The organism is Paraburkholderia sp. GAS199 (assembly GCF_050436585.1).
Lineage (GTDB): Bacteria > Pseudomonadota > Gammaproteobacteria > Burkholderiales > Burkholderiaceae > Paraburkholderia.
This window is the reverse complement of record NZ_JBNDMM010000008.1, coordinates 214,801-234,696: the sequence shown is the minus strand read 5'-3', so window position 1 is coordinate 234,696 and position 19,896 is coordinate 214,801. Positions and strand designations below refer to the sequence as shown.

Here is a 19,896-nt window from a genome sequence, read left to right as displayed (position 1 = left end):
TTATTACGCGCCCGATGCAGCGGAGGCAGGTTGTGCCGTCTGCGCAGCACCGCTGGCGGCCGGCGCACCCTGAGCGGCTGCGTCGGAAGCGGGTGTGGCGGGAAGTTGCGCGGCGACTGCCTTGACCTGCATGCCGGGTTTCGCCTTGTCGGTGCCCTGCACGATCACGCGGTCGCCGGCCTTCAGGCCGCTCTCGACCACCCAGTACGAACCGTACGTACCGGACGTGACCAGCTGATGCAGCGTGACCTTGTCGTCGCTGCCGACGACCAGCGCCGTAGGCTGACCCTTCTGGTCATGCGTAATGCCGATCTGCGGCACCACCAGCGCGTTCTCGTTCACGCCTTCTTCGATGCGCGCGCGCACGAACATGCCCGGCAGCAGCACCTTGTCGGCGTTCTTGAAGACCGCGCGAACCGTGACCGAACCCGTGCCCTGGTCGACCGTGACGTCGGTGAACTGCAGCTTGCCCTTCTCCGAATAGGTACGGCCGTCTTCGAGGATCAGCGACACCTTGGCGGCGTCCGGACCGCTCGTCTTCAGACGCCCTTCCTGCATGTCGCGGCGCAGCTTCAGGCCGTCGAGGCTCGATTGCGTCAGGTCGACGTAGACCGGGTCGAGTTGCTGGACCGTCGCCATCAGCGTGGCGGCGCTAGCCTGCACGTAGGCACCCGGCGTGACCTGCGAAATACCGATCTGGCCGGTGACCGGCGAGACGACATCCGTATAGCCCAGGTTGATCTGCGCGGTATCGACCGCTGCCTTGCCGGCGGCGACGTCGGCCACGGCCTGACCTTGCGAGGCCACTGCGTTGTCGTAGTCCTGCTTGCTGACTGCGTTCGCCGCGACCAGCACCTTGTAGCGGTTCGCTTGCGCGGTGACCGACGCGAGGTTGGCCTGCGCCTTCGCAAGCGTCGCCTTCGCGTTGTTCAAGGTGGCGATGTACGGCGCCGGATCGATCTTGTACAGACGCTGACCGGCCTTGACCTGACCGCCTTCAGTGAATTCGCGGCGCAGCACGATGCCGTCGACCCGCGCGCGTACTTGCGCGACGAGGAAGGCACTGGTGCGGCCCGGCAATTCGGTGACAACGGGAACAGCCTGCGGCTGGAGAGTGACGACGCCGACTTCGGGCGTCTGTTGCGGCGGGGCCGATTGTTTTGGTCCGCATGCTGCCAGCAAAATGGCAGCCGTCGCGGCACTGATTAAGCGGAATGGAACCCGTTCGACGCGCATGGAGCGACCTCTGTCAAAGACTGAGAATGAAAAAGTGCGCGCATCCCTACCCCGGGGACGACAGCGCACACATGCGTCTTGCGACGCCAGACCGGAAGCCCGGATGCAAACCGCACCTGCAGGGGCATCCTGAGCGAAATGCGCCATACCGGGGAAATGCCGCACGGCGCCGCCATCGTGGCACGGCGCAAGAGCGTTTTGAAAGGCAACAGTGACGGATATTAACCGGTCGTCACGGCTTGGGCTATCCGATCGTGGGATGCTATTATATATACATCCACGAATGCATGTAAAAGTGCGTTTACTTCTCTTGCAGGCTGGGGGGCCGCAAGATTGGTTCGTAAATTGCTTAACAGTAGACAGATTGTCATCGGGCTTACTTAAAAGTGCCCGGGAAAACCCCCACAATCCAAGCAGGTCACATCCGCATGGTCAGAAGAACGAAAGAAGAAGCGCAGGAGACGCGCAACAGCATTCTCGACGCGGCCGAACGGGTTTTCTACGAGAAGGGGGTGTCACGCACCTCGCTCGCCGACATCGCGCAGGCCGCCGGCGTCACGCGCGGCGCGATTTACTGGCACTTCGCGCACAAGAGCGACCTGTTCACCGAGATGTTCGATCGCGTGCTGTTGCCGCTCGACGAACTCAAAGCCGCTTCACAAGACCCCAACGAACCCGACCCACTCGGACGTCTGCGCGAAATCTGCATCGTTTGCCTGCGCGACACCGCCAACGACCCGCGTCGCCGGCGCGTCTTCGACATCCTGTTCCTGAAGTGCGAGCTGGTCGAAGAGATGGGGCCGGTCATGGTCCGCTATCAAACTAACATGCGCGAAGGTCTCGCCAAAATCGAAGGCGGCCTGCGCAATGCCATTTCCAAAGGGCAATTGCCCGCCGATCTCGACACGAAGATGGCCGCGGCGATGGTGCACGCCTTCGTCAGCGGATCGCTGCGCGACATGCTGTTCCTGCCCGACGCAACCGACTTCGGCGCGCACGCCGAACAGATGGTGGCCGGCATGTTCGACGCCCTGCTGCTGAGTCCGGCGCTGCGCACCACGCACCGGCCAGCGGGATAACGGTTCGCCGCGCAGAAAAAAACGGGCGGGTTGCACAGTTGCGCAACCCGCCCGTTTTCGCTTCTTCAGCCACGCCGCCCGCCGTGGCGGCGCCGCTCGTTTCATGGCAAGGCTCTCAGCCGCCGGCTCAACCCGTCGTGCGCGCCGCCCGCGCCTGCTGGTTCGACACATAAATATTGCTGCGTTCGAGCGGCGCACCGCCCTTTAGCGCTTCGATCCACTGCCCGGTGCTCGCCACCGCCGCGAAGCGCGACTGCAGGACCACACTGAAAACGCGATGGATCTCTTCCGCGCTCGCCGCGCCCGCGCTGTTGGTGTAGGGCACCGAGCCGGTTGCGTCGTCGAGGAATTCGACCGCGAGCCCGTCGTGGACCGCGTGGAAGATGGTCGACGCGTCGCAGTTGTGCGTCATGTAGCCGATCACCGTCAGCGTATCGATCTCGCGGGCGGCCAGCCATGCGCCGAGATCCGTGTTGGCGTAAGCGCTCGGCAGCGACTTCTCGACGTGGTGATCGTAGGCACGCGAACTCACGACCGGATGCAACTCCGCCATCGCCCCGCCGCGCGCGAACAACGGCGACGTAGACGGCGCGATGTTCTGCACCACCACGATCGGCACGCCCGCTTCGCGCGCCGCATCCATGGCGCGTCCGATGTTGGCCAGCGAGGTTTCGACCGGCGGATACTCGATCGGCAGATCGCCGGTCACGTATTCGTTCTGCACGTCAATGACGATGAGCGCGCGGCGCGGTGTGGTCATGGCAAGGCTCCTTATCGAATAGGGTTCGCGCTGTACGGCCCGGTTGGGCCTCGAACACAGCGGCGAGGAATGCATTGTTGCTGCACGCAGCTCCGACCGACAGCGGCCCGAACGACAAGATTCGCTAGAATCGGGCCATCGTCGATTCCAGGACACGCCCATGGCAACACCCGCGTCTTCACCCGCCGTCAACGCGACCGGCCGTCACGTGGTTGCGGTCGTCGCCTTCGACCAGATCAGCCCGTTCCATCTGGCCGTGCCCTGCGCCGTCTTCGGCGAAGACCGCCGCGCCGACGGCCTGCCCGACTTCGACTTCCGCGTGTGCGCTGCCCAACCCGGCGCGCTGGCCACGACCGCCGGCTTTTCCATCGGCGTCACGCACGGCTTCGAAGCGCTCGCCGACGCCCACACCATCATCGTGCCGAGCTGGCGCGATCCGGACGAAACCCCGCCCGCCGCGCTGCTCGACGCGTTGCGCGCGGCTCACGCGCGCGGCGCGCAGCTGGTCGGTCTATGCCTCGGCGCGTTTGTGCTCGCGGCCGCCGGCATTCTCGACGGACGCCCCGCCTCGACGCACTGGGCGTGGGCCAGTGAATTCGTGCGCCGTTACCCGCTCGTCCGGCTCGACCCCGACGTGCTCTACGTGGACGACGGTAACGTAATGACGTCGGCCGGCACCGCCGCCGGTCTCGACTGCTGCCTGCACGTGCTGCGCAAGATGTGCGGCGCGCGCGCCGCCAACCATCTGGCGCGCAGGCTGGTCGTGCCGCCGCACCGGCAAGGCGGACAAGCGCAGTTCATCGAGCAGCCGGTCGCGCCGAACGTGCGCGGCGACCGTCTGTCGTGCCTGCTCGAATGGGTGGGCGGCAATCTCGACGCGCCGCATACGCTCGACACCCTCGCCGAACGCGCCCTGATGAGCCGCCGCACTTTCACGCGACGCTTCCGGCTCGCCACGGGCACCACCGTCGGCGCATGGCTGCTGACACAGCGGCTCGCTCGCGCTCAACAATTGCTCGAAACCACCGACGACTCGGTCGAATCGATCGCCGGCATGGCGGGCTTCGGCTCGACGGCTTCGTTGCGGCAGCATTTCACGGAGGCGTTCCGCACCTCGCCGTCCGCATGGCGACGCGAGTTCCGCGGCGTGTGACGGCAGGTGACGCGACCACCGCCCTTTCGTAGTGAATCGACGTGATTTCGTAGTCGCGTGAATGCGACGCCCCGCAGCGTGCAGTCAGTGTTCGCTGATCCAGCGCGCCACGTAGAGCAGCAGCGCGACCACGAAGATCATCGCGGCCCAGCCCCAATACGGCACCGCATGCTGACTCGACTCGCGATGCGATACGCCGTGCGACGCACTCGCGGTGCGTGCGCCCAGTGCGCTGCCCTGATCCGGGCGCGTGCGCCGGGCAATGCCGCCGAGCGTGATCGGCCGCAGAAACACGTGCTGACGACGCGCCCCGCCGCTATGCGCGCGATTCGGCCCCTGACCGTGCTTGGCACGCACCACGGCGTCGAACTCGTTGAAGAAGTCGTCGGCGATCTGGCGCAACGCGTTTTCCAGCTGACGCGTCGGCAACTCCGCGAGCGGACCGGACGATGTCGCCCAGATGGTGTATTCGATGCGAGTGCCGCGCGCCTTGCCGGCGGCGTGAGCGTGCGTGTCGTGATCGGCGCGCAGCTTGATTTCGATCTGGCCGCGCAAAGCGCCGATGCCTTCGGCGCGCGCCTTGAAGTTGATAGTGCGGCGCTCGGCGTCCGCCGGACCGGAATCCTGACCGGCCACATGCGCGCGCGCTTCGTAGCGTGCGCGCAATGGCCCGAGCGGCACGGTCATGGTCAACGCGTATTCGCCGTGCGCAAGACGCGTGAACGACTCGCAGTTGTCGAGGCTGGCGCGCAACAGGGCGAGGTCCTGCAGCGCGTCCCAAACGTCGGACGGCGCGAGCGGAATCCGTAACGCGTCGTTCAGTTCCATGCAGCCTCTCCCTTAGACTCGCGAGCGCGGATCAGGACGTCTGATCGATGCGGTCGACGCGCGATGGGTAAAACGCGAGATACCCCGCTATCTGTTTAGCCTGATCGAGCGGCGTCTCGTAACTCCACACCGCGTTCTCGATCAGACCGTCTTCGGTGCGCAGGTGAAAATACGACGCTTCACCCTTGAACGGACAATGCGACGTGTGCGTGGACCGCTCGAGCCGCGCCATGTTCACGTGTTCGCGCGGAAAGTAAAAGACGTCGGGTAATCCGGTTTCGGACAACGTCAGCCCCGCCTGCGTGTCGGCCATGGTCACGCCGCCGTGGATCACGCGCACGCGATGGTTGTTGCCGGAAATCGTCACGACATGGCCGCCCGAGCCGGGCTTTCCGTGAGGTGTCAAGGCATCGCTCATGTCTCGGCTCCGTAATACTGCAATCGCTGCAATCGACGTTGGGGCGGCCTTGGCGGCCAATGCATACAGCAAAGCCACGGGCATGCCCGTGGCTTTATTATCGGCCAAACTTGCGCCGCTTGCGCAGCCTTACTGCGCGGCTGCAAGTGCGGCGGCCAGCGCGTATTCCGCGTCCGGCCGGCCGCACCCGAGAGCCTTACGCGCTTATTGCGTGTTCCAGTAGAACGCGGCCTTGGCCGTGCCCTTGGCCGGCACCGTCACCGCCTTCGACTGATCGCGATCCTTGTACTGCGCATGCACGGTGTAGCGGCCCGGACGCAGCTTGACCAGCATGTACGGACCACGCGAGGTCGTACTCAGCACTTCGCCGTTGTGCGCGTCGACCACCTTCACGTGCACGTCGGCGAGAAAGTCGGAACCGGGTCCGGTGAAGCGCAGCGACAGCGGCCACTGGCTCTGCGCGTGCTGCAATGCCTTCGATTCGTCCTGGCCGACGCCGCCCGATACGAACGACACATCGCCCTGCTGCTGAACTTGCGGCAGACCGTTGCCGTTGGCATTGCCCGCGCTGCTGTCGTCGGTGGTGGTGCCGCCCGTTACTTCGCTTGCCTGCTGCGCATACGCGCCGCCCGCCAGCCCGAGCGTGAGCGCTGCGCAAAGCGCAGCGGCTACGATCCTTCGCTGATTGCGTTGGGTTTTCATCGGTTCGCTCCTTGTTAGTGTCCTCGTTGCCTTCGTCCTTCGTCCACGTGTTGCCCGCGCTTCGGTTCGACGCGCATTTCGTCCCTTGCCGGGCTCCTCGGCGAGTCCGGATCTAGCGAGACGCAACCTGCATGCCAGACAAGCGGCCGGCGCTGCGGCAGGCCGCCGGTTCGCAGACTGCACGCGGCCCATCGCGGACATCGGCCAAAGTCGACCGTCAAAAAAAACCGGCCCATCTGCAGTAAGTGCAAATGGGCCGGCATGTCTTACCTGATCGTCATGGCGGTGAACCGCGCCGACGCCGCGCTGCGCCTAGCCGAGATCGACCGGCACGAAGATCTGCGCATTGTCGCGCTGGATCAGCAACGCGATGCTGTTACCCGCGCTGGTGATCATCTGCTTCAACTGGTCGACGCTCGTCACCGGCCGGCCGTTGACCGCCAGAATCACGTCGCCCGGCTGGATGCCGGCATTCTCGGCGGCACCGCCCGATTGCTGGACCAGCAGACCGTGCGAGACCGACGCGCCGCTCTTCTCTTCCGGCGTCAGCGGCCGCACCGCGACGCCGAGCCGGCCTTGCAGTTGCGTAGGCTGATCGGCTTTATCGGTCGAGGCCGTTTTCGCGTCCGACAGCGAACCGATCGTCACCTTCAGATCTTTCGTGGCCTTGTCGCGCCACACCTGCACCGTCGCCGAACTGCCCGGCGCGAGCCCGGCCACCTGCGACGGCAGGCTCGACGAGTCGCCCACGGGTTCGCCGTTCACCGAGAGGATCACGTCGCCCGGCTGCAGACCGGCCTTGGCCGCCGGGCCGCCCGGATCGACCGAGCTGACCAGCGCGCCTTGCGGCTTCTGCATGCCGAACGAATCGGCGAGCGTCTGGTTCAGACCCTGCACGGCCACACCGAGACGGCCGCGGCTCACGTGACCGGTCTTGACGATATCGTCCTTGACCTTGATCGCCTCGTTGATCGGGATCGCGAACGAGAGACCCTGGAAGCCGCCCGTCTGCGAGTAGATCATCGAGTTGATGCCGATCACTTCGCCTTGCAGATTGAACAGCGGACCGCCCGAGTTACCCGGATTCACCGGCACGTCGGTCTGGATGAACGGCGTGTAGTTTTCGTTCGGCAGCGAGCGCGATTTCGCGCTGATGATGCCCGAGGTCACGGTATTGTCGAAGCCATACGGCGAGCCGATCGCCACCACCCACTGACCGACCTTGCTCTGACGCGGATCGCCGATCTTCACGGTCGGCAGGTTGCTCGCGTCGATCTTCAGCACGGCAACGTCGGACTGCTTGTCGGCGCCGACCACTTTCGCCTTGAATTCGCGCTTGTCGGTCAGCTTGACGGTGACGACGTTGGCGCCGTCCACCACGTGAGCGTTGGTCAGGATATAGCCGTCATTGCTGACGATGAATCCCGAACCCAGGCTCGCGCTCGGCTGATCGGGCGCATCGCCACCGTCACCGCCGCCTTGCATGCCCGGCATGCCGCCGAAGAAGTGCTTGTAGAACTGGTAGAACGGATCGCTCGGGTCGATCGGCAACTGACCGTTACCGCCGCCGTTGCCATTGCCGTTGCCGTTACTGCGCAGCGCGGTCTGCTTGACCACGTGCTTCGCGCTGATGTTCACGACGGCCGGACCGTAGGTTTCGACGAGACCGGAGAAGTCGGGGATGCCGGTTTTGGCGGCGGCTTCGGCCGGCATCATCGCGGCTTGCGCCGGCGCGATGACCTGCGGCGCGGGCACGTCGCGATGTCCCGCCACATAGCCGGCGGAAAGCGCGACGGCGACGGCGACGGCAACTGCGCTGCGAGACAAGGTTTTCGCGTTCATCGTGTACTCCTGACTGGGAGAAAGAGGCTTCTGGGATGACGTGAAGAGTACGTGCCGTCTCTTAAATGAGTCTTAAGCAGCGACAGATCGTTTTAGCCGTATTTTCAGTCGTTTGAGCCTGCTTTTAAGGCTGTTTTAAGCCTCGTTCCCAACAGAACCGATTTGATGCGCAGCGAATTTTTTTAGAAGCGCACCGTGACCTGCAAACCGCCCGCGGGCGATTCGTCGAGCGCGACGGTGGCGTGATGCTGGGTGGCGATGCGGCGCACGATGGCGAGACCCAAACCGGTGCCGGCTACATCAGTGCGCACGCGATTTTCGCCCGACCCGGCGCGATAGAAACGGTCGAACACACGATCGCGTTCGGCCGGCGCAATGCCCGGCCCGCTATCGGCAATCCGCACGACCGGATGCCCTTCTTCGACATGCAGACTCACGTCCACACGACCGCCATGCGGCGTGTACTTGGCCGCGTTGTCGACGAGATTGTTGAACATCACGCGCAGCGCTTCGGCGTCGCCGATCACGGTCGCCGCCTCGCTCGCCTCGATGCCCAGATCGACGCCGCGATTCAACGCGAGCGGCGCGTACGTGCCGACGCAATCCTGTAGCAGCGCGCGCAGATCGATTGCCTCGGTGGCGGCGAGCCCGTCGGGTTCCGAGCGGGCGAGCGCCAGCAGTTGTTCGGCAAGCCGTGTCGCGCGCGTGACGCCCGCCTGGAGGTCGGCCAGCGCTTCGCTGCGCGTGACGTCGTCTTTCGCGCGCGCCACCAGTTGCGACTGAATCTGCACGGCAGCGAGCGGCGTACGCAGTTCGTGCGCGGCGTCGGCGACGAACGCTTTCTGGATATCGAGCGCGGTCGCGAGACGTTGCAGCAGACCGTTCAGCGCACGCACCAGCGGCTGGACTTCGAGCGGCAGGCGCTGGTCGGGCAGAGAATCGAGCGCCTCGGGATGCCGCGCGTCGAGCGCCGTGGCCACGCGACGCAACGGCCTCAGACCACGCCCGACGATGATCCACACGGCCGCGCCCATCAGCGGCAGCAGCACGATGAGCGGCCACAAGGTCCGCAATGCGACGTTGGCCGCGAGCTTGTTACGCACCGACAACGGCTGCGCGAGTTGCACGACGTTATCGCCGACGATCGCGCCGTAGACGCGCCAGTCGCCGCGTTCGGTGTGTTCGGTCGAGAAGCCGAGTTCGGCGCGCGGCGCGAGCGGCGCACGCGGCCGCGAGTAATACATCAGCACGCCATTGCGATTCCAGATCTGCAGGACGATGCCCTCGTCGCCGGTATCGCGCGAACCGAGTACCTGCGAGAACGGCTCGGACGGCAGCGCGGCGGCGATCTGCTCCAGCTGGTAATCGAACAGTTCGTTGGCTTCGGCAAGCGCCTGCCGGTAAATCAGCCAACCCGCAATGCCGACGCCGAGCAACACCAGCGCGAGCAGCCACACGAGCAATTGACGGCGAATCGAACGCATCGGCTCAGGCGTCCTTCGCGATCATGTAGCCGAGGCCGCGTACGTTGCGAATCAGTTCGGCGCCGAGTTTCTTGCGCAGCGCGTGAATGTAGACCTCGACCGTATTGCTGCCGATTTCCTCGCCCCAGCCGTACATTTTTTCTTCGAGCTGGCTCTTCGACAGCACGGCGCCAGGCCGCGCGATCAGCGCTTCCAGCAACGCGAATTCGCGCGCCGACAACGCGACCGGCGCGCCGTCGAGCGTGACCTGATGCGAGGCCGGATCGAGCGTGAGATTGCCGTGACGTATCGTCGAATCGCTGCGGCCCGACTGACGGCGAATCAGCGCGCGCATACGGGCGCCCAGTTCGTCGAGGTCGAAGGGTTTGACGAGGTAGTCGTCGGCGCCGGCGTCGAGACCTTTGACGCGATCGGCCACCGCGTCGCGCGCCGTGACGATCAGCACCGGCAGCGCGTGACCTCGCGCGCGCAGCGTGCGCAACACGTCGAGACCGTCGCGTTTGGGCAGACCTAGATCGAGCAGCACGAGATCGTAAGGTTGGCTCGACGCCGCGCTGAGCGCCGACTCGCCGTCTTCCACCCAGTCCACCGCGAAGCCTTCGCCGCGCAACGCCTTGCGCACGCCTTCGGCGATCATCCGGTCGTCTTCGACTAGCAATATGCGCATGACATCACAATCCTGATTCATTCATCGATGCCGCATTCTAGCGCCCAGCAACAGCGTACGCGCCGCGCGACGCTTTTTCACCGCAGCGCGGCGGCATGTCACTACAATGGGCGCTTTGCTTCGCGGCGTCCGGCGAACCACGCGCCCGACGCCTCGCAACTTTGCCCGACCGCCCGTCCATGACGCACGCTTTTCTGTCTTCCGCCGTTCCCTTCGTTCGCCGTCTGGCGCTTCGCCGCGGTTTTTCCGCTTTCGCTTCCTCTGCGTTCCCCGCTGACGATTTACCGGTTCGCGCCAGGACCCGCGCCGCGGCGCCGCGCGCGCTGGCCTTGCTGCTGGCCTGCGCCACGCTCGGCAGTGCCGCGCTGCTGCCGGTTAGCGCGCAAGCGCGCGTCAAGGCTGCGCATCCGAGCGTCAACGTCACGACCGTTCTGCCCGCGCCGGTGATGCTGGGTCTGCAACGCGCACACGTGCCTTTGTCGTCGATCAGCGTGGTGGTGGAGAAAGTGGGTGATCGCACGCCGATCGTCGCACTGAACGCCGGCAAGCCGATGATGCCGGCGTCCACCATGAAGCTCGTCACCACCTATTCCGGCCTGTCGATTCTCGGCCCGGACTATCGCTGGCGCACGAGTGCATACGCGGACGGCACGGTAGACGGCAACGGCGTGCTGCACGGCAATCTGTACATTCAGGGCACCGGCGACCCGAAGCTCGTGCCGGAAGAACTGATCGACCTGGTGCAGAAGATCCACAAGGCGGGCATCAACGGCATCGACGGCGCACTGGTGCTCGACAAGCGTTTCTTCGATGCGTCCACGCGCGACCTGCCGCCCTTCGACGACGACGCCAGCGCGCCGTACAACGTCGGCCCCGATCCGCTGCTGTACGCGTTCAAGTCGCTGTCGTTCACGCTCACGCCGTCGCCCGACGGCAGCGTTGCGATCGACGTGCTGCCCGCGCTCGCGCAATTGCAGATCGACAACCAGATGCGCGCGGTCAACGGCCCCTGCCGCGGCGACGCCGCGTCCGTTTCGCCCACCGTCACGCCGCAGCCGAACGGCACCGTGGTCGCCTCGTTTGCCGGCGACTACTCGGTGCGCTGCGGCCCGCGCACGATCAACGTCGCCGTGCTCGACCACTCGGCGTTTTTCGCGGGCGGCTTCCTCGCGCTCTGGCAGCAAAGCGGCGGCACATTCAACGGCGCGACGCACGACGGCCCGGTGCCGGTCGGCGCAAAACTGATCGCCACGCATCAGGGCCCGGTGTTGTCGGATATCGTTCGCGACATCAACAAGTTCAGCAACAACACGATGGCGCGCAACCTGTTTCTGACCATCGGCGCAGCGGAAGAAAAGCCGCCCGCCACGCCGGCGAAATCGGCGCGCGCGATCGAGGCGTTCCTGCGCCGCGACAGCATCAACATGGAATACCTGTCGCTCGACAACGGCTCGGGTCTGTCGCGCGACGAACATGTCACCGCGCTCGCGCTCGCCGATCTGCTGCAGCGGGCCAACGCGAGTCCGGTCGCCCAGGTGTTCGTCGAGTCGCTGCCGATTGCCGGCGTGGACGGCACGATGCGCAACCGCCTGACCAACCAGGGCGCGTTCGGCAATGCGCACATCAAGACCGGCACGTTGCGCGACGTGCGCGCGATCGCCGGCTATGTCGCTTCGGCGGACGGTAACAGTTACGTCGTGGTGAGCATGATCAACGACCCGCATTCGGAAGCCGCGCGGGCCGCACACGACGCGCTGCTGGAGTGGGTCTATCAGGGACCGTCGCAGGGCTTCACGAAGGTTGCCAGCCCGGTTGCCGGCACGGTTGCCGATTCCGCAGCCGATCCCGTCGCGAAGCCGCGTGTGAAGCCCAGGAAAAACCCGCACAAGGCCGCGGGCCATTGAATATTCCTTCTATAGAAGCCGCGCGCCGCGACGCGCCCAAGCGTGTACGCTGTCGGCAGTGTTTGAGGCGCGCGTGAAACGCGTTGCGTGGCGCGCAAGCCGCGCATCCGTTACTTCGTCGCGGCCCAATCAAACAATAACGACAATGTCCGCGGCGGCGACCGGCAAACGGCGAACGCAGCGGGCCAGGGACCACGGAGGAAGACACCATGCAATTCGACGCCGAATTGCTGCTGCTCGCCATGGCGCCAGTCTTTCTCGCATGTATCGGCTGGGAGGCGTGGCACCTGCGGCGTACACGCCCGGCCGCACAAATCTATAGCTGGTGCGACACGCTCTGCAATGCCGCGCTCGCGTTAATGCAGCAGGCCGCGGACAAGCTCGCGTGGCTCGCCATCATCCCCGTCTACGCGTTTTTCTACGATCACTACCGCGTCACCACGTGGCAGGCGAACTGGGTGTCGTTCGTGGTGCTGTTCGTCGTGCAGGATCTGCTCTACTACGTGTTTCACCGGTGCAGCCATCGGGTTCGATGGCTGTGGGCCGCGCATGTCGTCCACCACTCCTCGGAGCGGATGAATTTCTCCACCGCGTTCCGTCAGAGCCTCATGTATCCGGTTGCGGGCATGTGGCTGTTCTGGGTTCCGCTCGCGGTGCTCGGCTTTCCGCCGAAGCAGATCGTCGCAATCGTGCTCATCAATCTCGGCTTCCAGTTCTTCGTGCACACGCAGGCCATCGGCAAGCTCGGCTGGCTCGAATACGTGTTCAACACACCGTCGATCCATCGGGTGCACCACGCGCGCAACGACCGCTACATCGATCGCAACTACGCTGGCGTGCTGGTGATCTGGGACCGTCTGTTCGGCAGCTACGTCGATGAAGATCCGCACGACGCGCCGGTGTACGGCATCGTCGAGCCGCTTCATACGTACAACCCGCTGAAGGCGACGTTCCACGAATGGGCGTCGATGGCCGACGATTTTTCCCGCGTGCGCGGCTGGCGCAACAAATGGCGTGCGCTGTTCGCACCACCGGCATGGGCCGCCCAGTATCACGCGAGTCGCCGCGAGAGCGGCTGCCAGCGCAATCCGGCTGCGCCGATTGACAATATGAGTCGCGAAGAAAATCATACGACCGCGTTTCAAACGACGCGCAGGCCGTAGAAGATTCTGTAAGCTGTCGCCACGCCGCCGACGCGGCGGGCGCTGCCTGCACATATGGCATCAGGGCCACACATACGAGGAGATGTAGTCAACATGAAGCAATCAGCATTGAAGAACCGCCCATTCATTCGCGCCACGCAAATCGCTCTGGCGAGCGCCGCGTTTGCCCTGCTCGCAGCGTGCGGCGGCGGCAGCGATAACAACAACAATGCGAGCAGCACGCCGGCGGGCGGGGTGAAGTTGCAGGTGGTGTCGTTCGGCGACAGCCTCTCGGACGTCGGCACGTATGCGCCGGTGATCCAGTCGAGCTTCGGCGGCGGCCGCTTCACGACCAATCCGGGCGAAGTCTGGACGCAGAAAGTTGCCGAATACTACGGCGGCACGTTGACCGCGGCTTACCTCGGCGGCTTCGGCCAGCCGCTCGTCGCGACCGGCGGCCTCGGCTACGCGCAGGGCGGCTCGGACGTCGTCAACGCGCAAGGCCAGGGCTGGGCGCCGAACAACATGGCGGCGACCACGGTGCCGGTGGTGACGCAGGTCTCTCAATACCTCGCCGCGCACACCAGCTTCAACGCCGGCCAGCTCGTGCTGGTCAACGGCGGTGCCAACGACATCTTCCAGTTCGCCGGCACGACCTCCAACCTGACCGCACTCGGCGCGGCACTGCAGACGGATTACGTCACGCAGGTCATGGCAGGCAAGTACCCGAACACGCAGGCAGGTCAGGTGGCGTACATCGTCAACTATCTGTCGACCCTGTCGAATCCGCAGATCGCAACGGCAGCCGTGCAGCTCGCCGCGCAGGTTCAGACCATCGTCAATTCGGGCGCAACGCACGTGGTCGTGTCGACGGTGCCGGACATCGGCAATACGCCGCTCGGCGTCGCGGCCAACCTCAAGACGCCGGGCAGCGCCGCCTTGCTGACGGGTATCACCGCTGCTTTCAACGCGATTCTCGTGCAGAAGATGACTGCCCTCGGCCTGCTCGGTTCGGGCAAGGTGATCGTGGCCGACGCATTCACGTGGCTGGATCAGCAGTTGCCGAACTATCAGGCGCTGGGCTTCACGGTGTCGAATACGGATACGGCGTGTAACCTGGCCGCGATGCAAAAGAACGCCACGGCTTACGCCACCGCCAACCCGAGCGCCACGAACGGCCTGAGCCCGGCCGATTACGGCGCGCAGTTCGGTTCGTCGCTGTTCTGCTCGCCGCAGACGTACACCGTGGCCGGCGCCGACCAGACCTACATGTTCGCGGACACAGTTCACCCGAGCACGCACACGCACGCCCTGTTCGCGCAATTCGTCCAGCAACAGATCGCGGCGACGGGTTTGGGGAAGTAAGCTGACGCTTGCCGGCTAGAGGATCGGCCGGCATCGGACAGAAGTGATACGAACGCCCGGCTCGTAGATTGAGCCGGGCGTTGCTGTTTGTGCGGGTGTTGCCGATTTGCGCTACGTAGCGGACAGGTTGTGACGCCTTAACCCTGCGCTTCGAAAGCCGCCGCGGCGCGGCCCAACCGATCGTTGACCGCGATCCATTCGATCGTATCGGGCAGCTTCTCGATCAGAATACGCGAGACGTTCGCGCGGTCGAGTGCCCGCAACAGGCTGTACAAGTCACGCGCGTAGGCGTGCGGATCTTCAGGCGCGGCGATGAAATGCACGCCTTCGGCGTCGGCCCACTGTCCCGCGCGCGAAACGCGCGCCACCAGCGCCACCCGCTCGCCCGCTTCGCGCGACGCCAGCAAAGGCTCCAGCGCGCCGAACGGCAGCAAGGCCAGCGGCGTGCGCGGCGCGTAGTGCGCCTTCAGGGTTCCAGAAGCGCGCGGCGCGGTTGCGTCGGAGCCGTCGGGCAGACGCGGTGCCTCGCCGAGCACGTCGGCGATATCTTGCGGCGTCACGCGACCCGGCCTGAGCAGAGCCGGAAAACCACGCGACAGATCCAGGATCGTGGATTCGATGCCGACATCCGACGCGCCGCCGTCCAGCACGTGAATCGCGCTGCCGAACTCGTCTCGCACATGCTGCGCGGTGGTCGGGCTGACGTGCCCGAAACGGTTCGCCGACGGCGCCGCTACGCCGCCATGGCCGCCGCGCAACGCGCTGAACGCCGTGAGCAAGGCCTGCGCAACCGGATGCGACGGGCAGCGCAAACCCACCGAATCCTGCCCGCCGCTCACCGCGGCGGGAATGCGCGCGGCACGCTTCAGGATCAAGGTCAGCGGCCCCGGCCAGAATGCGTCGATCAGACGCTGCGCCTCGGCCGGCAATTGCTCGACCCAGTAGTTCGGGTCACCGTGCGGCGCCAGATGCACGATCACCGGATGATTCGCCGGCCTGCCCTTCGCCGCGTAGATGCGTGCAACCGCATCCGGACTCTCGGCATCGCCGCCGAGGCCGTACACGGTTTCGGTCGGAAACGCGACGAGACCGCCCGCGTCGAGCAGCGCGGCCGCATGCGCGATCTGCTCCGCGCTCACGGGCAGCGGATTCGCGGCGTTACCTTCGGCAGGTGTGATTGGCTCGGACATGACGCGCGTATCAGCTCGTGACGATATGCAGCAGCCGCGCGCAATCGCGACCGGCCGTACGCGCTTCGTCGAGCGTGGCCGCCGTGAAGTTGACGTGGCCCATCTTGCGGCCGCAACGCGCCTCTTCCTTACCGTACAGATGCAGACGCGCCGCCGGCATCGCGGCGACTTCCTGCCACGGCGGCGTGACCGCCGCGCCCTTCGGACCGTCCGGGAACCAGACGTCGCCGAGGATGTTCAGCATGACCGCGGGCGAATGCTGACGCGTGTCGCCGAGCGGCATGCCCGTCATGGCGCGCACCTGCTGTTCGAACTGGCTGGTAGCGCAGGCATCCACGGTGTAGTGGCCGGAGTTGTGCGGACGCGGCGCCATTTCGTTGGCGACCAGCGAGCCGTCTTCGAGAATGAAGAATTCGACGCACAGCACGCCCACGTAGCCGAGCTTCTCGGCAATCTGCAAGGCGGCCTGTTGAGCCTGCTGGACCAGCGTGGGCGTTGCATCCGGCGCCGGCACGATGGTGTGCGAGAGCACGCCGTCGCGGTGCGTATTCTGCGCGAGCGGGTACACCACCGACGCGCCGCTGGCCGCGCGCGCGATCAGCGCCGACACCTCGAACTTCAGCGGCAGACGCTTTTCCAGTACGCACGGCACGCCGGCGAGCGACGCATGCGCCTCGCGCACTTCTTCGGCGTTACGCACGCGAATCTGGCCTTTGCCGTCGTAGCCCATGCGCGCGGTCTTGAGAATGCCGGGGAGCACGGCGTCGAGTTGTGCGTCTTTGAGCGCGGCGAGCGCGTCGGACGACTCGATCACCACGTGCGGCGCCACCGTCACGCCCGACGAAGCAATGAAACGCTTCTCGGCGATCCGGTCTTGCGCCACGGCCACGCAGCGGCCCGCCGGGCTCACGAAGGTCGTCTTCGCGAGGAAATCGAGACTCGCAGCCGGCACGTTCTCGAATTCGGTCGACACCGCGGCGCACAGGCGCGCGAGTTCGGTCAGCGAGGCTTCGTCGTCGTAGGCGGCGCGAATATGGCGGTCGGCCACGGTGCCTGCCGGACTGGTTTCGTCCGGGTCGAGCACGGCGACGCGATAGCCCATGGCCTGAGCGGCAAAGCAGAACATGCGGCCGAGCTGGCCGCCACCGACCATGCCAAGCCATGCGCCGGGCAGAATCGGTGAAACCGGTGTGTTGTCTGGGTTCATCTTAGTGGTCGGTCGCGGCCGGGCGTTTTGCAGACGGTCATGCATTCGTGCGAAACACCCGGCCGGGGGTCAGACAGGGGACATCTTCGATTGTCCGCGCTTACAGCGCGGGCAGCACCATCGCGTGGGCCGCTTCGTTCTGGCGCACACGGAACGCGGCCAGTTTCTCCGCGAAACCGGTGTTGGTACCGCTCAGGATCGACACCGCGAACAGCGCCGCATTGGCCGCGCCCGCTTCGCCGATCGCAAACGTCGCAACCGGCACGCCCTTGGGCATCTGCACGATCGAGTGCAGCGAATCCACGCCCTTCAGGTACTTGCTCGCCACCGGCACGCCGAGCACCGGCACCGTGGTCTTGGCGGCCAGCATGCCCGGCAGATGCGCCGCGCCGCCCGCTCCGGCAATGATGGCGCGAATGCCGCGGTCGCGCGCGCCTTCGGCGTACGCAAACATTTCGTCGGGCATGCGATGCGCGGATACGACCTTCGCCTCGTACGGCACGCCGAATTCCTGCAGGATCGCGACGGCATTCTTCATGACGTCCCAATCGGAACTGGACCCCATGAGCACGCCGACGACCGGCGCGTCGTGCGTGTGGGCGGTTTGAGCTTCACTCATGTTACGGCTTCCTTGTTCTTCAGAGCGTGCTCAGGCGAGCTTGTGGCCGGTCAGACGTTCGAGCGCTTCCTGATACTTCTCGCCCGTTTTCGTGACCACGTCGTCCGGCAGCTTCGGCGCCGGCGGCTCTTTCTTCCACGGCTGGGTTTCGAGCCAGTCGCGCACGAACTGCTTGTCGAACGACGGCGGATTGGTGCCGACCTGATACTGGTCGGCCGGCCAGAAGCGCGAGGAATCGGCGGTCAGCGCTTCATCCATGAGGTAGAGCTTGCCGTGATTGTCCAGACCGAATTCGAATTTCGTGTCCGCGATGATGATGCCGCGCGTGGCGGCATAGTCTGCGGCTTCCTTGTACAGCTTGATGGAGATGTCGCGGATCGTGGCCGACAGTTCGGTGCCGATGCGGCGTTCCATTTCGTTGTAGGTGATGTTTTCGTCGTGGTGACCCATTTCGGCCTTGGCCGCCGGCGTGAAGATCGGCTCGGGCAGCTTTTGCGCGTTCTGCAGACCCGGCGGCAGTTCCACGCCGCACACCGAACCGGTGGCCTGGTAGTCTTTCCAGCCGCTGCCGGCCAGATAGCCGCGCACCACGGCTTCGACCAGAATCGGTTCGAGACGCTTGACCACGACCGCGCGGCCCTTCACCTGCTCGACTTCGTCCGCCGCCACCACGGATTCGGGCGCCACGCCCGTCAGATGGTTCGGCACCACGTGCTTGAGCTTCTCGAACCAGAAGTTCGCCATTTCGTTGAGCACACGGCCCTTATTCGGAATCGGCTCGCCCATGATGACGTCGAACGCCGACAGACGGTCGGTCGTGACGATCAGCAACTGGTCGTTGCCCACCGCATAGTTGTCGCGGACTTTACCGCGGCCGAGCAGCGGCAGCGAGTGGAGCGTGGATTCGTAAAGGGTAGACATCGTCGTGGCTTCGCTAAAAATAGGACAAAAAGTATGACCGGAACAAAAGGGAAACGCCGTTCCCCGGATGATGCGGGAACGGCGATCTAACGACAACCTGGCCTTTCGGCCAGGCCTAGAGCTTGGTTATAGCCTAGCGGACGACTTGCGCAAGCTCGCCCGACTTGTATTTCTCCGCGATTTTATCAAGCGAGACCGCCTTGATCTTGCCAGCCTGACCTTCGCAGCCGAATTGCATGTAGCGCTCGATGCAGATTTTCATCGCGGCTTCACGCGCCGGCTTCAGGTAATCGCGCGGATCGAACTTGCCCGGATTGGTCGCCATGTAGCGGCGGATCGCACCCGTGATTGCCAGACGCAGGTCGGTGTCGATGTTGACCTTGCGCACGCCGTGCTTGATGCCTTCCTGGATTTCCTCGACCGGCACGCCGTAGGTTTCCTTCATGTCGCCGCCGAATTCGCGGATTTCAGCGAGCAGTTCCTGCGGCACCGACGACGAACCGTGCATCACCAGGTGCGTGTTCGGAATGCGCTGGTGAATTTCCTTGATGCGCTGGATCGACAGGATATCGCCCGTCGGCTTCTTGCTGAACTTGTACGCGCCGTGCGAAGTGCCGATTGCGATGGCGAGCGCGTCGCACTGGGTCTGCTTGACGAAATCGGCGGCCTGTTCCGGGTCGGTCAGCAGTTGCTCGCGCGTCATGGTGCCTTCCGCGCCGTGACCGTCTTCCTTGTCGCCCTTCATGGTTTCCAGCGAACCGAGCACGCCCAGTTCGGCTTCCACCGTGATGCCGATCGAATGCGCCGCTTCCACCACTTTACGCGACACCTCGACGTTGTACTCGTACGACGCCACGGTCTTGCCGTCCGCTTCCAGCGAGCCGTCCATCATCACGCTGGTGAAACCGCTGCGGATGGCCGCCATGCACACTGCCGGCGACTGCCCGTGATCCTGGTGCATCACGACCGGAATATGCGGATACGACTCGACCGCCGCTTCGATCAGATGACGCAGGAACGGCTCGCCCGCGTACTTCCGCGCGCCGGCCGACGCCTGCATGATGACCGGGGCGTTGACCTTGTCGGCCGCGGCCATGATGGCCTGAACCTGCTCCAGATTGTTCACGTTGAATGCCGGAATGCCATAGCCGTGTTCGGCGGCATGGTCCAGCAGTTGACGCATTGATACGAGAGGCATGCTTTACTCCATAGATTGAAACGAAATCTTTTGCCGTTGGCATCTTTTTTTGGGCGATCGCATCGCGGATGCAAACCGCATACCCGTTTGCGCACATTCCCTAAAGCGCAGTGTCCTTCGATGCGCGATTGAAGTCTGTGCGCCGCCTCTCGCGGGGCATGACGACCTGCTCCACCCGATC

18 protein-coding genes are annotated in these 19,896 nt (G+C 64.9%); 5 read left to right on the top strand and 13 right to left on the bottom strand.

What is annotated here, in order from left to right; all coding sequences use genetic code 11:
* Positions 1–3: 3 nt before the first annotated feature.
* Entirely contained in the window at positions 4–1,236 is a 1,233-nt protein-coding gene (locus P3T18_RS27950) for an efflux RND transporter periplasmic adaptor subunit (protein WP_429303197.1), read from the bottom strand.
* A gap of 428 nt (positions 1,237–1,664) precedes the next feature.
* Here P3T18_RS27950 and P3T18_RS27945 point away from each other — a divergent pair, with 428 nt between their 5' ends.
* Positions 1,665–2,315 carry a TetR family transcriptional regulator gene (locus P3T18_RS27945; protein ID WP_429303196.1) on the top strand — a complete coding sequence of 217 codons (651 nt, stop codon included), beginning with the start codon at positions 1,665–1,667 and terminating at the stop codon, positions 2,313–2,315.
* Positions 2,316–2,442: 127 nt separating this feature from the next.
* Here P3T18_RS27945 and P3T18_RS27940 read toward each other — a convergent pair whose 3' ends face one another.
* Positions 2,443–3,075, bottom strand: a complete 633-nt coding sequence (locus P3T18_RS27940; protein WP_429303195.1) for a cysteine hydrolase family protein — start codon at positions 3,073–3,075, stop codon at positions 2,443–2,445.
* A 160-nt stretch (positions 3,076–3,235) separates the two neighbouring features.
* On the opposite strand from P3T18_RS27940, the gene P3T18_RS27935 reads away from it, so the two are divergent.
* On the top strand, positions 3,236–4,228 hold the full coding sequence (locus P3T18_RS27935) for a helix-turn-helix domain-containing protein (RefSeq protein WP_429303194.1): 993 nt from the start codon (positions 3,236–3,238) through the stop codon (positions 4,226–4,228).
* An 84-nt stretch (positions 4,229–4,312) separates the two neighbouring features.
* Here the strand turns inward: P3T18_RS27935 and P3T18_RS27930 are convergent, their stop codons facing one another.
* The 6 genes from P3T18_RS27930 to P3T18_RS27905 form a co-directional block, all read right to left on the bottom strand.
* A complete protein-coding gene (locus P3T18_RS27930; RefSeq protein ID WP_429303193.1) occupies positions 4,313–5,056 on the bottom strand; it encodes a CoxG family protein in 744 nt (247 codons plus the stop codon).
* Between the two features lie 31 nt (positions 5,057–5,087).
* Entirely contained in the window at positions 5,088–5,474 is a 387-nt protein-coding gene (locus tag P3T18_RS27925) for a DUF427 domain-containing protein (protein WP_429303192.1), read from the bottom strand.
* Positions 5,475–5,678: 204 nt separating this feature from the next.
* Entirely contained in the window at positions 5,679–6,176 is a 498-nt protein-coding gene (locus P3T18_RS27920; protein ID WP_429303191.1) for a carboxypeptidase regulatory-like domain-containing protein, read from the bottom strand.
* Between the two features lie 312 nt (positions 6,177–6,488).
* A complete protein-coding gene (locus P3T18_RS27915; RefSeq protein WP_429303190.1) occupies positions 6,489–8,018 on the bottom strand; it encodes a DegQ family serine endoprotease in 1,530 nt (509 codons plus the stop codon).
* Positions 8,019–8,200: 182 nt separating this feature from the next.
* On the bottom strand, positions 8,201–9,502 hold the full coding sequence (locus P3T18_RS27910) for an ATP-binding protein (protein WP_429303189.1): 1,302 nt from the start codon (positions 9,500–9,502) through the stop codon (positions 8,201–8,203).
* Positions 9,503–9,506: 4 nt separating this feature from the next.
* Positions 9,507–10,169: a response regulator gene (locus P3T18_RS27905; RefSeq protein WP_429303188.1), complete on the bottom strand. Its 663-nt coding sequence runs from the start codon at positions 10,167–10,169 to the stop codon at positions 9,507–9,509.
* A gap of 179 nt (positions 10,170–10,348) precedes the next feature.
* On the opposite strand from P3T18_RS27905, the gene dacB reads away from it, so the two are divergent.
* The 3 genes from dacB to P3T18_RS27890 all read left to right on the top strand — a co-directional run bounded on the left by dacB (position 10,349) and on the right by P3T18_RS27890 (position 14,580).
* Entirely contained in the window at positions 10,349–12,073 is a 1,725-nt protein-coding gene (dacB, locus tag P3T18_RS27900) for a D-alanyl-D-alanine carboxypeptidase/D-alanyl-D-alanine endopeptidase (RefSeq protein ID WP_429303187.1), read from the top strand.
* A 209-nt stretch (positions 12,074–12,282) separates the two neighbouring features.
* On the top strand, positions 12,283–13,236 hold the full coding sequence (locus P3T18_RS27895) for a sterol desaturase family protein (RefSeq protein ID WP_429303186.1): 954 nt from the start codon (positions 12,283–12,285) through the stop codon (positions 13,234–13,236).
* A 93-nt stretch (positions 13,237–13,329) separates the two neighbouring features.
* Positions 13,330–14,580, top strand: a complete 1,251-nt coding sequence (locus P3T18_RS27890; RefSeq protein ID WP_429303185.1) for an SGNH/GDSL hydrolase family protein — start codon at positions 13,330–13,332, stop codon at positions 14,578–14,580.
* Between the two features lie 137 nt (positions 14,581–14,717).
* Here P3T18_RS27890 and P3T18_RS27885 read toward each other — a convergent pair whose 3' ends face one another.
* From P3T18_RS27885 to fba, 5 genes are all read right to left on the bottom strand, one after another.
* Positions 14,718–15,770 (bottom strand): L-threonylcarbamoyladenylate synthase, encoded by a 1,053-nt coding sequence (locus P3T18_RS27885; RefSeq protein ID WP_429303184.1) that lies wholly within the window; start codon positions 15,768–15,770, stop codon positions 14,718–14,720.
* Positions 15,771–15,780: 10 nt separating this feature from the next.
* Complete coding sequence (locus P3T18_RS27880) at positions 15,781–16,977, bottom strand: 5-(carboxyamino)imidazole ribonucleotide synthase (protein ID WP_429303183.1); 1,197 nt, start codon at positions 16,975–16,977, stop codon at positions 15,781–15,783.
* A gap of 100 nt (positions 16,978–17,077) precedes the next feature.
* Positions 17,078–17,596, bottom strand: a complete 519-nt coding sequence (gene purE, locus P3T18_RS27875; protein WP_429303182.1) for a 5-(carboxyamino)imidazole ribonucleotide mutase — start codon at positions 17,594–17,596, stop codon at positions 17,078–17,080.
* A gap of 30 nt (positions 17,597–17,626) precedes the next feature.
* Positions 17,627–18,517, bottom strand: a complete 891-nt coding sequence (locus P3T18_RS27870) for a phosphoribosylaminoimidazolesuccinocarboxamide synthase (protein ID WP_429303181.1) — start codon at positions 18,515–18,517, stop codon at positions 17,627–17,629.
* 133 nt (positions 18,518–18,650) lie between these two features.
* On the bottom strand, positions 18,651–19,715 hold the full coding sequence (gene fba / locus P3T18_RS27865; RefSeq protein WP_429303180.1) for a class II fructose-bisphosphate aldolase: 1,065 nt from the start codon (positions 19,713–19,715) through the stop codon (positions 18,651–18,653).
* Positions 19,716–19,896: the final 181 nt, after the last annotated feature.

Bases quoted from the DNA above. Each gene is read 5' to 3' on its own strand.
- P3T18_RS27950 (WP_429303197.1), bottom strand. From the start codon at position 1,236: ATGCGCGTCGAACGGGTTCCATTCCGCTTAATCAGTGCCGCGACGGCT.
- P3T18_RS27945 (WP_429303196.1), top strand. From the start codon at position 1,665: ATGGTCAGAAGAACGAAAGAAGAAGCGCAGGAGACGCGCAACAGCATT.
- P3T18_RS27940 (WP_429303195.1), bottom strand. From the start codon at position 3,075: ATGACCACACCGCGCCGCGCGCTCATCGTCATTGACGTGCAGAACGAA.
- P3T18_RS27935 (WP_429303194.1), top strand. From the start codon at position 3,236: ATGGCAACACCCGCGTCTTCACCCGCCGTCAACGCGACCGGCCGTCAC.
- P3T18_RS27930 (WP_429303193.1), bottom strand. From the start codon at position 5,056: ATGGAACTGAACGACGCGTTACGGATTCCGCTCGCGCCGTCCGACGTT.
- P3T18_RS27925 (WP_429303192.1), bottom strand. From the start codon at position 5,474: ATGAGCGATGCCTTGACACCTCACGGAAAGCCCGGCTCGGGCGGCCAT.
- P3T18_RS27920 (WP_429303191.1), bottom strand. From the start codon at position 6,176: ATGAAAACCCAACGCAATCAGCGAAGGATCGTAGCCGCTGCGCTTTGC.
- P3T18_RS27915 (WP_429303190.1), bottom strand. From the start codon at position 8,018: ATGAACGCGAAAACCTTGTCTCGCAGCGCAGTTGCCGTCGCCGTCGCC.
- P3T18_RS27910 (WP_429303189.1), bottom strand. From the start codon at position 9,502: ATGCGTTCGATTCGCCGTCAATTGCTCGTGTGGCTGCTCGCGCTGGTG.
- P3T18_RS27905 (WP_429303188.1), bottom strand. From the start codon at position 10,169: ATGCGCATATTGCTAGTCGAAGACGACCGGATGATCGCCGAAGGCGTG.
- dacB (WP_429303187.1), top strand. From the start codon at position 10,349: ATGACGCACGCTTTTCTGTCTTCCGCCGTTCCCTTCGTTCGCCGTCTG.
- P3T18_RS27895 (WP_429303186.1), top strand. From the start codon at position 12,283: ATGCAATTCGACGCCGAATTGCTGCTGCTCGCCATGGCGCCAGTCTTT.
- P3T18_RS27890 (WP_429303185.1), top strand. From the start codon at position 13,330: ATGAAGCAATCAGCATTGAAGAACCGCCCATTCATTCGCGCCACGCAA.
- P3T18_RS27885 (WP_429303184.1), bottom strand. From the start codon at position 15,770: ATGTCCGAGCCAATCACACCTGCCGAAGGTAACGCCGCGAATCCGCTG.
- P3T18_RS27880 (WP_429303183.1), bottom strand. From the start codon at position 16,977: ATGAACCCAGACAACACACCGGTTTCACCGATTCTGCCCGGCGCATGG.
- purE (WP_429303182.1), bottom strand. From the start codon at position 17,596: ATGAGTGAAGCTCAAACCGCCCACACGCACGACGCGCCGGTCGTCGGC.
- P3T18_RS27870 (WP_429303181.1), bottom strand. From the start codon at position 18,517: ATGTCTACCCTTTACGAATCCACGCTCCACTCGCTGCCGCTGCTCGGC.
- fba (WP_429303180.1), bottom strand. From the start codon at position 19,715: ATGCCTCTCGTATCAATGCGTCAACTGCTGGACCATGCCGCCGAACAC.